Origin of the sequence: Streptomyces sp. NBC_00252 (assembly GCF_036187565.1) — a bacterium.
Classification (GTDB): Bacteria; Actinomycetota; Actinomycetes; order Streptomycetales; family Streptomycetaceae; genus Streptomyces.
This window is the reverse complement of record NZ_CP108087.1, coordinates 2,930,453-2,945,319: the sequence shown is the minus strand read 5'-3', so window position 1 is coordinate 2,945,319 and position 14,867 is coordinate 2,930,453. Positions and strand designations below refer to the sequence as shown.

General features: G+C 69.1%; 13 protein-coding genes. 10 read left to right on the top strand and 3 right to left on the bottom strand.

The window, feature by feature from the left end; all coding sequences use genetic code 11:
- The first annotated feature begins 202 nt into the window (after positions 1-202).
- Positions 203-1,705: a type VII secretion integral membrane protein EccD gene (gene eccD / locus OHT77_RS12470; protein ID WP_328828362.1), complete on the top strand. Its 1,503-nt coding sequence runs from the start codon at positions 203-205 to the stop codon at positions 1,703-1,705.
- A gap of 124 nt (positions 1,706-1,829) precedes the next feature.
- Positions 1,830-3,359 carry an outer membrane protein assembly factor BamB family protein gene (locus tag OHT77_RS12465; RefSeq protein ID WP_328828359.1) on the top strand — a complete coding sequence of 510 codons (1,530 nt, stop codon included), beginning with the start codon at positions 1,830-1,832 and terminating at the stop codon, positions 3,357-3,359.
- A gap of 68 nt (positions 3,360-3,427) precedes the next feature.
- On the opposite strand, the gene OHT77_RS12460 is transcribed toward OHT77_RS12465, so the two are convergent.
- Complete coding sequence (locus OHT77_RS12460) at positions 3,428-3,709, bottom strand: DUF397 domain-containing protein (RefSeq protein ID WP_328828358.1); 282 nt, start codon at positions 3,707-3,709, stop codon at positions 3,428-3,430.
- Positions 3,710-4,003: 294 nt separating this feature from the next.
- Here OHT77_RS12460 and rpsO point away from each other — a divergent pair, with 294 nt between their 5' ends.
- The 5 genes from rpsO to OHT77_RS12435 all read left to right on the top strand — a co-directional run bounded on the left by rpsO (position 4,004) and on the right by OHT77_RS12435 (position 9,511).
- Complete coding sequence (gene rpsO, locus OHT77_RS12455) at positions 4,004-4,291, top strand: 30S ribosomal protein S15 (protein WP_019064787.1); 288 nt, start codon at positions 4,004-4,006, stop codon at positions 4,289-4,291.
- Between the two features lie 353 nt (positions 4,292-4,644).
- The gene (locus OHT77_RS12450) at positions 4,645-6,867 is read left to right on the top strand and encodes a polyribonucleotide nucleotidyltransferase (protein ID WP_328828357.1); all 2,223 of its coding nucleotides are present in this window, start codon (positions 4,645-4,647) and stop codon (positions 6,865-6,867) included.
- A complete protein-coding gene (locus tag OHT77_RS12445) occupies positions 6,864-8,243 on the top strand; it encodes a M16 family metallopeptidase (RefSeq protein WP_328828356.1) in 1,380 nt (459 codons plus the stop codon). Before OHT77_RS12450 ends, OHT77_RS12445 begins: the two co-directional genes overlap by 4 nt.
- Before the next feature lie 61 nt (positions 8,244-8,304).
- Positions 8,305-9,057, top strand: coding sequence for a 4-hydroxy-tetrahydrodipicolinate reductase (dapB, locus tag OHT77_RS12440; protein ID WP_328828353.1), 753 nt, complete (start codon positions 8,305-8,307; stop codon positions 9,055-9,057).
- Position 9,058: 1 nt separating this feature from the next.
- Positions 9,059-9,511, top strand: coding sequence for a tetratricopeptide repeat protein (locus tag OHT77_RS12435; RefSeq protein WP_328828352.1), 453 nt, complete (start codon positions 9,059-9,061; stop codon positions 9,509-9,511).
- Between the two features lie 88 nt (positions 9,512-9,599).
- Here OHT77_RS12435 and OHT77_RS12430 read toward each other — a convergent pair whose 3' ends face one another.
- Together OHT77_RS12430 and OHT77_RS12425 are read right to left on the bottom strand one after the other, a co-directional pair.
- Positions 9,600-10,154 (bottom strand): hypothetical protein, encoded by a 555-nt coding sequence (locus tag OHT77_RS12430; protein WP_328828351.1) that lies wholly within the window; start codon positions 10,152-10,154, stop codon positions 9,600-9,602.
- Between the two features lie 124 nt (positions 10,155-10,278).
- Positions 10,279-10,518, bottom strand: a complete 240-nt coding sequence (locus tag OHT77_RS12425) for a hypothetical protein (RefSeq protein ID WP_266773139.1) — start codon at positions 10,516-10,518, stop codon at positions 10,279-10,281.
- Between the two features lie 202 nt (positions 10,519-10,720).
- Between OHT77_RS12425 and thyX the strand changes: the two genes are divergently transcribed.
- The 3 genes from thyX (at position 10,721) to OHT77_RS12410 (ending at position 14,385) form a co-directional block, all read left to right on the top strand.
- Positions 10,721-11,461 carry an FAD-dependent thymidylate synthase gene (gene thyX, locus OHT77_RS12420; RefSeq protein ID WP_328828349.1) on the top strand — a complete coding sequence of 247 codons (741 nt, stop codon included), beginning with the start codon at positions 10,721-10,723 and terminating at the stop codon, positions 11,459-11,461.
- A gap of 211 nt (positions 11,462-11,672) precedes the next feature.
- Complete coding sequence (gene dapA, locus OHT77_RS12415) at positions 11,673-12,572, top strand: 4-hydroxy-tetrahydrodipicolinate synthase (protein ID WP_328828348.1); 900 nt, start codon at positions 11,673-11,675, stop codon at positions 12,570-12,572.
- A gap of 127 nt (positions 12,573-12,699) precedes the next feature.
- Complete coding sequence (locus tag OHT77_RS12410) at positions 12,700-14,385, top strand: ribonuclease J (RefSeq protein WP_266773142.1); 1,686 nt, start codon at positions 12,700-12,702, stop codon at positions 14,383-14,385.
- Positions 14,386-14,867: the final 482 nt, after the last annotated feature.

The window sequence follows — 14,867 nt, the reverse complement described above, 5'->3', positions numbered from 1 at the left end:
GTGTCAGGCGGACGCAGGCCGCCGCGCGATCCTACTGACTTCGCGGCGGACGGGTGAGCGGTAGGGTGCCGGATGTTCGCGCGAGCACACGCGAACCAGCCTGGAAAAACAGGGCATTCAGCGCGATGTGAAGGTGCGCGGAACGCCCCGCGCGACACCTTCACACCGCAGACGCAGAATCATCATCGAGGGGGAGCAGCAGGTGAGCATCACGGCATCCGCGGCGGGTGGGCCCGGTACCGGAGCCCCTGTCGGCACCGGCCCGGGCCTGGGTTTCTGCCGGGTCACGATCGTCGCGCCCGACAGCCGGATCGACGTGGCACTGCCCGACGACATCCCGGTCGCCGACATCTATCCGGAGATCCTCAGGCTCTCCCGGCAGAGCCCCGCCGACGGCGCCCCGGTCGGCTACCACCTGGTACGCCGGGACGGCACGGTCCTCGACAGCTCCCGCACGTTCGCCGCCCAGCGCATCCTCGACGGCGAACTCCTCACCCTGCGCCCCTTCTCCGAGTCGCTCCCGCCGGCCGTGTTCGACGACGTGTCCGAGGCCGTCTCGGCCGCCGTGACCCGCGAACACACCCTGTGGGGCGGTGAGTTGACCCGTGCGGCCGGCCTCGTCGGCGGCGGTGTGCTGCCCGCCCTGCTCGCGTTCGTCGCCTGGACCGCCGACCCGCGCCACGACATGCACAGCCTCCCCGGCATCCTCGCCGCGGTCGTCGGCATCCTGCTCGTCGTCCTGGGGTGCGTCCGCGCCCGCGTCTACGACGACCGGGCCTCGGCCATCGCGCTGGGCCTCGGCGCCCTGCCCAACATCGGGGTGGCCGGCTCGGGCCTGCTGCCGCTCACCGACGGCCAGGGGATCGGCAAGCTGCAGTTCCTCCTCGCGTGCGCGGCCGTACTGGTGGCCGCCGTCGTCCTCACCCTGTGCTCACCCGGTGGGGACGCTCCCTTCGTCGCCCTCGTCTTCGCGTCCGCCGTCGGCCTGATCGTCTCGTTCATCGCGATCCGCGCCCACTGGACGCCGTCCGAGATCGCCGCCCTGTGCGCCCCGGTCGCGGTCGGCGCACTGGCCTTCCTGCCGTCCCTCTCGATGCGCTTCGCCCGCCTGCCGATCGGCTTCGACCCCCCGAACACCACCCCGCGCAGCGCGTACGGCGCCGAGCCCGCCGCCCAGGAAGCGGTCGACACCGAACGGGTCGCCGCCCAGGCACGCCGCGGTCACGAACTCCTCGTCGGCCTCGTCGGCGGCTGCGCGGTCACCGCCGTCGGGGCCACGGCTGTCCTCGGTTTCTCCCACGACGTCTGGGCTCAGCTGCTCGCCCTCGCGACCGGTGCCGCCCTGCTGATGCGCGCCCACCTCTTCCGCTACACCGCGCAGGTCGCCCCCGTGCTGGCCGCCGGACTCGGTGCCCTCGTGCTGCTCGGCCTGGGCCTGGCGCTCAACCCGCCGCACTCCCTGATCCGCGAGGCGCTCGCCGGGGACCGCAGCGGGCTCGACATCCGTACGGTCTGGCTCGTCGCGGCGATCGCGGCGGCCACCGCCCTCGTGACGGCGATCGGCCTGATCGTCCCGCGCAGCGGACTCACCCCGTTCTGGGGCCGCTTCCTGGAGATCGCCGAGGGCTTCGTCCTGCTGACGCTGGTGCCGCTGGCCCTCGCCGTCTTCGACGTGTACGCGACGGTCCGCTCGCTGACGAGTTGACCCGACCGCCCCTGCCACCGGCACCGGCCTCAGCAGGTCCGGTGCCGGTCGTCCGCGACGGCCCGCGAGAAGCAGTCGTACGACGACGTACACCGATGACAAGGCGCCGGAAGGACTCGCCCGCGTGAGCTTCGGCCCACCCCCCTCTCCCTACACGCACTCCGTCCTCACCCAGAACGACCAGCAGAGGAAGCGCCGCCGCAACAGGCTGCTCGGGCTGCTCGCGGTCGTCCTCGTGGCGGCCGTGGGCACCGCCGGTCTACTGGCCGCCCGGAGCGACGACAAGAAGAAACCGACGGCAGACAACGCCCCCGCGGCCGGCGGGGGACGCCTCGACGTGCGGGACACGGTCGAGAGGAAGCCCGCCACCACCACCGGCGACATGGCGTTCCGCTTCTCGATCGACGACGCGAAGCCCGGCGAGCACACCGAGATGCCGGGCACCTGGGCCACGGACAAGATCCTCGCCAAGGGCATCAACCAGACGCTGGCCGGCTTCAGGACGGGCACCGACGCCGCACCGGGCGACGAGGCGTGGAGACTCCGCCTGGCCGGCCCGATCTGCGGCTACACCCGCCGTGTGACCGGCGAGAACCGTACGGCCGTGGTCTTCAGGGACAGCAAGGACAAGGCGTCCCTCTGCAACCACGTCGCCTTCTTCGACCTCGACGACGGCAAGCGGATCTGGGAGCACGAGTTCCCCGTCTCCGCGATCGGCGACGAACAGGACACCGCTCCGACGGACGGCGCCGTCCAGGACACGCCCGGCGTCACCCTGACCCACGCCACCGTGGCCGTCACCTGGGGAGGCGGCACGGACGCGTACGACATGGACTCCGGCGAGCGGACCTGGCCTACGACGGAGTCCGGCTCGTGCCAGGACATGGGAGTGGCGGGCGGACGCGCCCTGCTCGTCCGGCTCGAGTGCTGGGACGACAGCCAGACCTCCGCCTCGTGGCAGACCATCACCTACAAGGTACGCAAGATCGATCCCGCCACCGGCAAGGAGAAGTGGACGTACGCCGGAACCAAGGGCCTCCGGGATCTCGAGCTCCCGTCGAGCGATCCTCCCGTCGTGGCCGTGTCGGCGGGGGAGACGGGCTTCACCGAACTGCTCTCCCTGGACGACCGGGGCACGGTGCGCGCCACGATCGGCCTGACCGGCGGCAGTTACGTCGGCGACTGCTCCGACCAGGTCGACTACCTGGTGGTCGACGACTGCCAGACCATCGCCGTCGGCCTGGGCCAGGTCTTCGTCCGCAGCAAGGAGGCGGGCGCCCCGCACAACTCGAACTGGATCATCGGCTTCGACCTGGCGACCGGGAAGACCACGGAGAAGTTCGAGTCCGGGCCCGACTCCCTGCTGTACCCGCTGCGCGTGAGCGGCAGCCGGCTCCTCGCCCTGCGGATGAGCGACGACCGCATCTCGCCCTCGGCGCTCGTCAGCCTCGACCCGAGGACCGGCAAGGAGACCCCGTACTTCTACTTCGGGGTACCGCAGGACGCCGACACCCTCACGACCCTCGACGAGAACGACATCGTCGTCCAGGACGGCCGGCTGTTCTTCGCGGCCCACGCGGCGGACGGCCCCGGCAGCGGCAAGGCGTGGACCTGGCTGGTCCTGGGCATCGGGAGCGGCGCCACCGAGCGGTGACGGCCATGGGCGGTGACGGAAGAAGGGGTGGCACGCGTGCGCGTGCCACCCCTTCCGCCTGCGTACGACTACTTCTGCTCCTCCGGAGCCGGCTCCAGATCGAACTCCCCGTCCCGCGCCCCCAGCACGAACGCCGTCCACTCCGCCTCCGTGTACCGCAGCACGGTCCCCGGGTCGAGGGACGAGCGCATGGCCACCGCGCCGTCGGGCAGGTCGGCGATCTCGACGCGCTCCTCGTGGTCCTCCGTGCCCGGCGCGCTGCGCCACTCGACACCCGAGATGTCGAGGGCGTACAACTCGTCGCGCTCCCGCTCCTTGCGTGCCTTGATCTCCTGCTCCGTCTCCGCCATGGCGCGGCGACCCCTTCCCGAAGAACCGACGAGTTCCACCATGGGTTTCCGCGTTCCGTCCATGGATGGAATCACCCTAGTGGCCGCATCCCCGCCGGTCAGGGCCCTTCGGGGAGCTGGATCGGGGCATCCCCCCAGGCTGGTACGCTGTGTAGCGGCCGTTTGTGTACGCACCCCCGGAGCTCACGCCCTGGAGGCCGCGCGCAGCGGATCCCGCCTTCCGAGTCACGGAAGCTCCCCTGAGAAGTGGACCAGGGGCACTCGGTGGCACATCAAAGACTACGAGGAGTACGCGTGTCGCTCGACGCCGCTACGAAGAAGCAGCTCATCAGCGAGTTCGGTCAGAAGGAGGGCGACACCGGCTCCCCCGAGGTCCAGGTCGCCATGCTCTCGCGCCGCATCTCGGACCTGACCGAGCACCTGAAGACCCACAAGCACGACCACCACTCCCGTCGTGGTCTGCTCATCCTGGTCGGCCAGCGCCGCCGGCTGCTCCAGTACCTGGCCAAGAAGGACATCCAGCGCTTCCGTGCCCTGGTTGACCGGCTGGGCATCCGCCGCGGTGCGGCGGGCGCCAAGTAAGACGCCGTGAAGGGAGCGGTTCCCGAAACGATCGGGAGCCGCTCCCTTTGCCGTACGTGCGGATTGCCCGTACGTGCGGAAACGTGCGGACTGTCACTCACGCTTTGTAGTGTGGTAGCACAACGCACGACGCAGGACGTACGACCGAGCACGACCCCGTACGAAGACAGCACGACAAAGAAGAGGGGAAGCGCGCCTCGCAGCCGCCGGTCCTCGGTAGTGGCCCCCGGGCACAGACGCCCCGGGTGCTTCGATCGAAGACCGGCCCGCACCAGACAGCGCTTCTCCGCCACCGTCCCCCCGCCACACGGGCGGGGAGGGACGAAAGACGACAAGTAACGGAGAAAACGCTAGTGGAGAACGAGACCCACTACGCCGAGGCCGTCATTGACAACGGCACTTTCGGCACCCGCACCATCCGCTTCGAGACGGGCCGCCTGGCCAAGCAGGCCGCAGGCTCCGCCGTCGCGTACCTGGACGACGACACCATGGTGCTGTCGGCCACCACCGCCTCCAAGAACCCCAAGGACCAGCTCGACTTCTTCCCCCTCACGGTGGACGTCGAGGAGCGGATGTACGCCGCCGGCAAGATCCCCGGCAGCTTCTTCCGCCGTGAGGGCCGGCCCTCCGAGGACGCGATCCTCACCTGCCGCCTGATCGACCGCCCGCTGCGCCCGTCCTTCAAGAAGGGCCTGCGCAACGAGATCCAGGTCGTCGCCACGATCATGGCGCTCAACCCCGACCACCTGTACGACGTCGTCGCGATCAACGCGGCCTCCGCGTCCACGCAGCTGGCCGGTCTGCCCTTCTCCGGCCCGGTCGGCGGCGTCCGCGTCGCGCTGATCAACGGCCAGTGGGTCGCGTTCCCGACGCACACCGAGCTCGAGGACGCCGTCTTCGACATGGTCGTCGCCGGTCGCGTCCTCGAGGACGGCGACGTCGCGATCATGATGGTCGAGGCCGAGGCCACCGAGAAGACCATCCAGCTGGTCAAGGGCGGCGCCGAGGCGCCCACCGAGGAGGTCGTCGCCTCCGGTCTGGACGCCGCGAAGCCCTTCATCAAGGTGCTCTGCAAGGCCCAGGCCGACCTCGCCGCGAAGGCCGCGAAGCCGACCGGCGAGTTCCCGATCTTCCTCGACTACCAGGACGACGTCCTGGAGGCCCTCACCGCCGCCGTCCGCCCGGAGCTCGCCTCCGCGCTGACGATCGCCGGCAAGCAGGACCGCGAGGCCGAGCTGGACCGCGTCAAGGGTCTCGCCGCCGAGAAGCTCCTCCCGGAGTTCGAGGGCCGCGAGAAGGAGATCTCCGCCGCGTACCGCGCGCTGACCAAGGCCCTGGTCCGTGAGCGCGTCATCAAGGAGAAGAAGCGCATCGACGGCCGCGGGGTGACGGACATCCGTACCCTCGCCGCCGAGGTCGAGGCGATCCCGCGCGTGCACGGGTCGGCGCTGTTCGAGCGTGGCGAGACCCAGATCCTGGGCGTCACCACCCTCAACATGCTCCGCATGGAGCAGCAGCTGGACACCCTCTCCCCGGTGACCCGCAAGCGCTACATGCACAACTACAACTTCCCGCCGTACTCCGTCGGCGAGACCGGCCGCGTCGGCTCCCCGAAGCGCCGCGAGATCGGCCACGGAGCGCTCGCCGAGCGCGCCCTGGTCCCGGTCCTGCCGACGCGCGAGGAGTTCCCCTACGCGATCCGCCAGGTCTCCGAGGCCCTCGGGTCGAACGGCTCGACGTCCATGGGCTCGGTCTGCGCCTCCACCATGTCGCTGCTGAACGCCGGTGTGCCCCTCAAGGCCCCCGTCGCCGGTATCGCCATGGGTCTGATCTCCCAGGAGATCAACGGCGAGACGCACTACGTCGCCCTCACCGACATCCTCGGTGCGGAGGACGCCTTCGGCGACATGGACTTCAAGGTCGCCGGCACCAAGGAGTTCGTCACCGCCCTCCAGCTCGACACCAAGCTGGACGGCATCCCCGCCTCCGTCCTGGCCGCCGCTCTCAAGCAGGCCCGTGACGCCCGCCTCCACATCCTCGACGTGATGATGGAAGCGATCGACACGCCGGACGAGATGTCCCCGAACGCCCCGCGGATCATCACCGTCAAGATCCCCGTGGACAAGATCGGCGAGGTCATCGGCCCGAAGGGCAAGATGATCAACCAGATCCAGGAGGACACCGGCGCCGAGATCACGATCGAGGACGACGGCACCATCTACATCGGTGCCCAGGTCGGCTCGCAGGCCGAGGCCGCCCGCGCCACGATCAACGGCATCGCCAACCCGACCATGCCGGAGGTCGGCGAGCGCTACCTGGGTACGGTCGTCAAGACCACCACCTTCGGCGCGTTCGTGTCGCTGCTCCCGGGCAAGGACGGTCTGCTGCACATCTCGCAGATCCGCAAGCTCGCCGGCGGCAAGCGCGTGGAGAACGTCGAGGACGTCGTCGGCGTGGGCCAGAAGGTCCAGGTCGAGATCGCCGAGATCGACTCCCGCGGCAAGCTCTCCCTGATCCCCGTCATCGAGGGTGAAGAGAACGCCGAGGACGACAAGAAGGACGACGGCGACAAGTGACGTCGAGCAGCTCCAAGGCGACGGCCCGCACCTCCTCGGAGGCGCGGGCCGTCGCCCGTACCCAAACCCTCATCCAGGGCACCAACGGCATCGGCACGGTCCGCAAGACCACCCTCCCGGGCGGCCTGCGCATCGTCACCGAGACGCTGCCCTCGGTCCGCTCCGCGACCTTCGGCATCTGGGCACACGTGGGCTCCCGCGACGAGACACCGTCCCTGAACGGCGCCACGCACTACCTGGAGCACCTCCTCTTCAAGGGCACGCACAAGCGCAGCGCGCTGGACATCTCCTCCGCGATCGACGCGGTCGGCGGCGAGATGAACGCGTTCACGGCGAAGGAGTACACGTGCTACTACGCGCGCGTGCTCGACACCGACCTGCCGCTCGCGATCGACGTGGTCTGCGACATGCTGACCGGCTCCCTCATCCGTGAGGACGACGTCAACGTCGAGCGCGGCGCCATCCTCGAAGAGATCGCCATGACGGAGGACGACCCGGGCGACTGTGTGCACGACCTGTTCGCGCGCACGATGTTCGGCGACAACCCCCTCGGCCGCCCCGTCCTCGGCACGGTCGACACCGTCAACGCCCTCACCGCGGACCGCATCCGCCGCTTCTACAAGAAGCACTACGACCCGACGCACCTCGTGGTCGCCGCCGCGGGCAACATCGACCACGACAAGGTCGTACGACAGGTCCGCGCGGCCTTCGACAAGGCGGGCGCCTTCCGCACCCCCGAGGCGGCACCCATCGCCCCGCGCGACGGCCGCCGCGTGCTGCGCTCCACCGGCAAGGTCGAGCTGATCGGACGCAAGACCGAGCAGGCGCACGTCGTCCTCGGCATGCCCGGCCTGGCCCGCACCGACGAGCGCCGCTGGGCCCTCGGGGTCCTCAACACGGCGCTCGGCGGCGGCATGTCCTCCCGTCTCTTCCAGGAGGTCCGGGAGAAGCGCGGCCTGGCCTACAGCGTGTACTCGTACACGTCCGGCTTCGCCGACTGCGGACTCTTCGGGGTCTACGCCGGCTGCCGGCCCTCGCAGGTCCACGACGTGCTGAAGATCTGCCGCGACGAACTCGACCAGGTCGCCGCGAACGGCCTGTCCGACGACGAGATCGGCCGCGCCGTCGGCCAGCTCCAGGGCTCCACCGTCCTCGGCCTCGAGGACACGGGCGCGCTGATGAACCGGATCGGCAAGAGCGAGCTGTGCTGGGGCGAGCAGATGTCCGTCGACGACATGCTGGCCCGGATCGCCTCGGTCACCCCGGACGACGTCCGCGAGGTCGCCCGCGAGATCCTGGGGCAGCGGCCCTCGCTGTCGGTCATCGGCCCGCTCAAGGACAAGCAGGCGGCCCGACTGCACGACGCCGTCGCCTGACACCCGCCTTCGGAACCCGCATCCGGTTTCGGAACCCGTATCCGGTAAGGAAGCAAGAACGATGAGCAAGCTGCGCGTGGCGGTCCTCGGAGCCAAGGGCCGCATCGGCGCCGAGGCGGTACGAGCCGTCGAGGCCGCCGAGGACATGGAACTGGTGGCGGCCCTGGGCCGGGGCGACTCCCTGGAGACGCTCACGGAGTCCGGCGCCGAGGTCGCGGTCGAACTGACCACCCCCGCCTCGGTGATGGACAACCTCGACTACTGCGTGCACCACGGCATCCACGCGGTCGTCGGCACCACGGGCTGGACCGACGAACGCCTCGCGCAGCTCACCGGCTGGCTGGCCACCTCCCCGAAGACGGGCGTCCTCATCGCGCCCAACTTCTCCATCGGTGCCGTACTCACCATGAAGTTCGCGCAGATCGCCGCGCCCTACTTCGAGTCGGTCGAGGTCATCGAGCTGCACCACCCGAACAAGGTGGACGCCCCCAGCGGCACCGCCACCCGCACCGCGCAGCTCATCGCCGAGGCCCGTGCCAAGGCCGGTTCGGCCCCTGCGCCGGACGCCACCACCACGGCCCTGGACGGCGCGCGCGGCGCGAACGTCGACGGCATCCCGGTGCACGCCGTCCGGCTGCGCGGCCTGCTGGCCCACCAGGAGGTCCTGCTCGGCGGCGAGGGCGAGACCCTGACCGTCCGGCACGACTCGCTCCACCACAGCAGCTTCATGCCGGGCATCCTGCTCGGCGCCCGCCGTGTGGTGACGACCCCGGGTCTCACCTTCGGCCTGGAGCACTTCCTGGACCTGGGCTGACATGCGCGCCAAAATCACCTACGCCGTCACGGCCGCCGTCCTGGTCTTCTACTTCGTCCTGGTCGGCAGCCGCGGCGTCATGCTCATACAGTCGGGCACGGTCATCACCGTCACCTTCGGGATCGTGGTCCTGATCCTGCCGGTGATCGGCATCTGGTTCCTGTGGAAGAACACCCAGTTCGTCCGCAACGCCAACCGCCTCGCCGCCGAGCTCGACGCCGAAGGCGGCCTGCCCGTCGACGAGTTGAGGCGCACCGCGGGCGGCCGTATCGACCGCGACTCGGCCGACGAGGTCTTCGCCAGGCGCAAGGCCGAGACCGAGGACGCCCCGGACGACTGGCGCAGCTGGTTCCGTCTCGCCGTCGCCTACCACGACGCCCGCGACACCCCGCGCGCCCGCAAGGCGATGCAGCGCGCGATCGCCCTGCACGACGGCCGCCCCGTCCCGGCCTGACCCGTAGGACGACACACCCGTACGCCGAAGGGGCCGGCCCGTACTCGCTGCGGGCCGGCCCCTTCGGCGTACGACTGCTGTCGGGCGGTCAGTTCCGCCGGTACTCGTCGGACCACACCTCGACCGAGTCCGCGGCCCGGTCGAAGGCGGAGGCACGCGCCAGGAAGTCGATGTCGTGCGTGGTCAGCAGCGCGGTCACGTCCTCCGGAGCACGGTCCTTGCGGACGAAGACCAGCGCCTGCCCCTGCACCGTGCGTGGCAGGCCGAGCCAGCGCACCGGCTGCTGCACCGTGCGCACGGCGACGATCCGGTTCCACGGCACCGTACGGGTGAAGAAGAACCGCACACCGCGCAGCCCGCGCGCGCTCACCCACACGCCCATGCGCAGCAGCCGCAGGGCGCAGAGGATGACGACCACCGCGATGCCGAGGATCACCACGGCCTCGGACCGCGAACCGGTCAGGGCGATGATGACCGCGGCGAACAGCACGTACGACGCGAGCAGCAGCACGAGCGCCGCCACCGCCACCCGCCACGGTCCGGGCCGGTAGGGGCGCCGCCAGCGGTCGCGGTCGTCGAACGGCAGCGCGAGCTCGTCCGCGGCCTCGAATGCGCGGTCGGCCGTAAGGAAGGGCAGGGGCACGGCTGGTGTCCTCACTGAATCCATGCGTGGGCTGTGCCCGGTGAGGCTATCCGGCCGTGTTCTCCCTCACCACCGCTGGGGGTCCGGATGAGTCATGGTCAGCTGTACGGCAGTGCGCGGCAGGTCAGCGATTGTCGGCGGCCTGGGACTGCTGATGCTGTGTCGAGAGGTTGTTCTGCGACAGCGCCGGCATCCCGAGGACCAGGGAGCCCACGATTCCGGCGACGATGGTGAGACCCAGGAGCCAGCGCCCGGCCAGCTGACCGGCGGAGGCCCGCTCACGCGGCGGCGGGGTGACATTGCTGCGGAAGCGGTCGGTCTCGGCGATGAAGGCGAACGGGACGGGTTCGCTCCGACGGAACATCGGTGGTGCTTCTCCCTTCGGGGATCGAACGGGTGGTGCTCACCAGGACAGACGAGCGAACGACCCAAATGGTGCCCTGTTTCACCGAATTCGCAGAAGTTCGCCAACGAATGTCGCGGCACGGCACCGAACGCCCCGATGTCAGTGCCGGGCCGTAGAGTGGGCGCCGCCCGAGAGACGTGATGGAAGGACCCTCCGAGCCGTGACCGACACTCCCGCCGACGACCTCAAGCCCAGTTTCCGCAGTGATGTCACCGTCGAGCTGGTCAAGCACACCGCGTCCGACGCGGACGTGCTCTTCGCCGCCCGCGTCTCGACGATCGGCGAGCAGTCCCTGGACGAGATGGGCAAGGACCCCGAGCGCTCCAAGGGCCTGATCAACTACCTGATGCGGGACCGCCACGGCAGCCCCTTCGAGCACAACTCGATGACCTTCTTCATCAGCGCCCCGATCTTCGTCTTCCGCGAGTTCATGCGGCACCGCGTGGGCTGGTCGTACAACGAGGAGTCGGGCAGGTACCGGGAGCTCCAGCCGGTCTTCTACGTCCCCGGCGAGTCCCGGAAGCTGGTCCAGGAGGGCCGCCCCGGCAAGTACGTCTTCGTGGAAGGCACCCAGGCCCAGCAGGAGCTGGTCGGCCGCACCATGGAGGACTCGTACCGCCAGGCCTACGAGGCGTACCAGGAGATGCTCGCCGCCGGCGTCGCCCGCGAGGTCGCCCGTGCCGTCCTCCCCGTGGGCCTCTTCTCCTCGATGTACGCCACGTGCAACGCGCGCTCGCTGATGCACTTCCTCGGCCTGCGCACCCAGCACGAGCTGGCGAAGGTGCCGTCCTTCCCGCAGCGGGAGATCGAGATGGTCGGCGAGAAGATGGAGGAGCAGTGGGCCCAGCTCATGCCGCTCACCTACTCCGCCTTCAATGCGAACGGCCGTGTCGCCCCGTAGCGCACCTCTGTTTGCCCCTTGGGCACACATGTACGGATGGGCCGCACGAAGTGTCCGTATTGCGGCATTTGGAGAAGTTCATCTAGCCTGATCAAACGGACCCGGCACTGCTTGAACCCCCGAGCAGGCAGTGCCGGGCTCCATATTTGTCACGACTTGTCGCCAGCCCCTAAGGCAGACCCCGCATTGAGCAGCGAGTAGCGTGTTCCCCATGGCTCCGACCTCCACTCCGCAGACCCCCTTCGGGCGGGTCCTCACCGCCATGGTCACGCCCTTCACGGCGGACGGCGCACTCGACCTCGACGGCGCCCAGCGGCTCGCAACCCACCTGGTGGACGCAGGCAACGACGGCCTGATCATCAACGGCACCACCGGTGAGTCCCCGACCACCAGCGACGCGGAGAAAGCGGACCTCGTACGAGCCGTACTGGAAGCGGTCGGCGACCGCGCCCACGTCATCGCGGGCGTCGGCACGAACGACACCCACCACAGCGTCGAACTCGCCCGCACGGCCGAACACACCGGCGCACACGGCCTGCTCGTCGTCACGCCGTACTACAACAAGCCCCCGCAAGAGGGCCTGTACCGTCACTTCAAGACGATCGCCGACGCCACCGAACTGCCGGTCATGCTCTACGACATCCCCGGCCGCAGCGGCGTCCCGATCGGCACCGAGACCCTGGTCAGGCTCGCCGAGCACCCCCGGATCGTCGCCAACAAGGACGCCAAGGGCGACCTCGGCCGCGCCAGCTGGGCCATCGCACGAACCGGCCTGGCCTGGTACTCCGGCGACGACATGCTGAACCTGCCGCTGCTCTCCGTGGGCGCGGTCGGCTTCGTCTCGGTCGTCGGCCATGTGGTCACACCCGAGCTGCGCACCCTGGTGGAGGCGTACGTCTCCGGTGACGTCCAGAAGGCCACCGAGATCCACCAGAAGCTGCTCCCCGTCTACACCGGCATGTTCCGCACCCAGGGCGTCATGACCACCAAGGCCGCGCTCACCCTCCAGGGACTGCCCGCCGGACCGCTGCGCTCACCGATGGTCGAGTGCTCGCCCGAGGAGATCGCCCAGCTCAAGATCGATCTTGCCGCCGGCGGGGTACAGCTCTGACAACGGACTTCACAACTGAATACGCGGGGCTTCGGCGCCCGCATCCCACACCGACAACTGCATTTGCACGAACGTCATGCGCGCCACGTGCCCACAGGTACGTGGCGCGCATGGGTAGGAGAGTCTTTTGAGTCATCCGCATCCTGAACTCGCCCCGCCGCCCAAGCTCCCCGAAGGCGGCCTGAGGGTCACCCCACTCGGCGGCCTCGGGGAGATCGGCCGAAACATGACGGTCTTCGAATACGGCGGCCGCCTGCTCATCGTCGACTGCGGCGTGCTCTTCCCCGAGGAGGAGCAGCCCGGAATCGACCTGATCCTGCCGGACTTCACGTCCATCAGGGACCGCCTCGACGACATCGACGGCATCGTGCTCACGCACGGCCACGAGGACCACATCGGCGGTGTCCCGTATCTCCTCCGGGAGAAGGCGGACATCCCGCTGATCGGCTCCAAGCTGACCCTCGCGCTCATCGAGGCCAAGCTCCAGGAGCACCGCATCCGGCCGTACACGCTCGAGGTCGCCGAGGGGCACCGCGAGCGCATCGGCCCGTTCGACTGCGAGTTCGTCGCGGTCAACCACTCCATCCCGGACGCCCTCGCGGTCGCCATCCGCACCCCCGCGGGCATGGTCGTCCACACAGGCGACTTCAAGATGGACCAGCTCCCGCTGGACGGCCGTCTCACGGATCTACACGCGTTCGCCCGGCTCAGCGAGGAGGGCATCGACCTGCTCCTGGCCGACTCGACGAACGCCGAGGTCCCGGGATTCGTCCCGCCCGAGCGCGACATCTCGAACGTCCTGCGGCAGGTCTTCGGCAGCGCCCGCAAGCGCATCATCGTCGCGAGCTTCGCCAGCCACGTCCACCGCATCCAGCAGATCCTGGACACGGCCCACGAGTACGGCCGCAGGGTCGCCTTCGTCGGCCGCTCGATGGTCCGCAACATGGGCATCGCGCGTGACCTCGGCTATCTGAAGGTCCCGCCGGGTCTGGTCGTCGACGTCAAGACACTCGACGACCTCCCGGACAGCGAGGTCGTCCTGGTCTGCACGGGCTCTCAGGGCGAACCGATGGCCGCCCTGTCCCGCATGGCCAACCGCGACCACCAGATCCGCATCGTCTCGGGCGACACGGTGATCCTGGCCTCGTCGCTCATCCCGGGCAACGAGAACGCGGTCTACCGCGTCATCAACGGCCTCACCCGCTGGGGCGCCAACGTCGTCCACAAGGGCAACGCCAAGGTCCACGTCTCCGGACACGCCTCGGCCGGCGAGCTGCTGTACTTCTACAACATCTGCCGCCCGAAGAACCTGATGCCGGTCCACGGCGAATGGCGCCACCTACGGGCCAACGCCGAGCTGGGCGCCATGACCGGCGTCCCGCACGACCGCATCGTCATCGCCGAGGACGGCGTGGTCGTCGACCTCATCGAGGGCAAGGCCAAGATCTCGGGCAAGGTCCAGGCGGGCTATGTCTACGTCGACGGCCTCTCGGTCGGCGATGTCGGCGAGCCGGCGCTGAAGGACCGCAGGATCCTGGGCGACGAGGGCATCATCTCCGTCTTCCTCGTCGTGGACTCGTCCACCGGCAAGATCACGGGCGGACCGCACATCCAGGCCCGCGGCTCCGGCATCGACGACTCCGCCTTCGTGGACGTGGTCCCGAGGATCACCGAGGTCCTGGAACGCTCGGCCCAGGACGGCGTGGTGGAGCCCCACCAGCTGCAGCAGCTCATCCGCCGCACGCTGGGCAAGTGGGTCTCCGACAACTATCGGCGCAGGCCGATGATCCTCCCGGTCGTCGTGGAGGTCTGACCGCCGCACGACCTCTCGTACGCGTGAACCCGGAGCGGGCCGCCTCGATTTGCATCGAGGCGGCCCGCTCCAGTACGTTTACGGCTCCGCCTGAGGGGGAACCCGAACACTTCGCGTGTACGGGAACCACTCCCCGGAGGGCCGGAAATTCCGACTCAGAACTTCTGATAAAGTCGGAACCGCCGGAAAGGGAAACGCGGAAGCGGAAACCTGGAAAGCACCGAGGAAATCGGAACCGGAAACGGTCTGATAGAGTCGGAAACGCAAGACCGAAGGGAAAAGCCCGGAGGAAAGCCCGAGAGGGTGAGTACAAAGGAAGCGTCCGTTCCTTGAGAACTCAACAGCGTGCCAAAAATCAACGCCAGATATGTTGATACCCCGTCTCCAGCCATCACGGTTGGGGCGAGGTTCCTTTGAAGAAAATACACAGCGAGGACGCTGTGAACGGCCGGGCTTATTCCGCCTGGCTGTTCCGCTCTCGT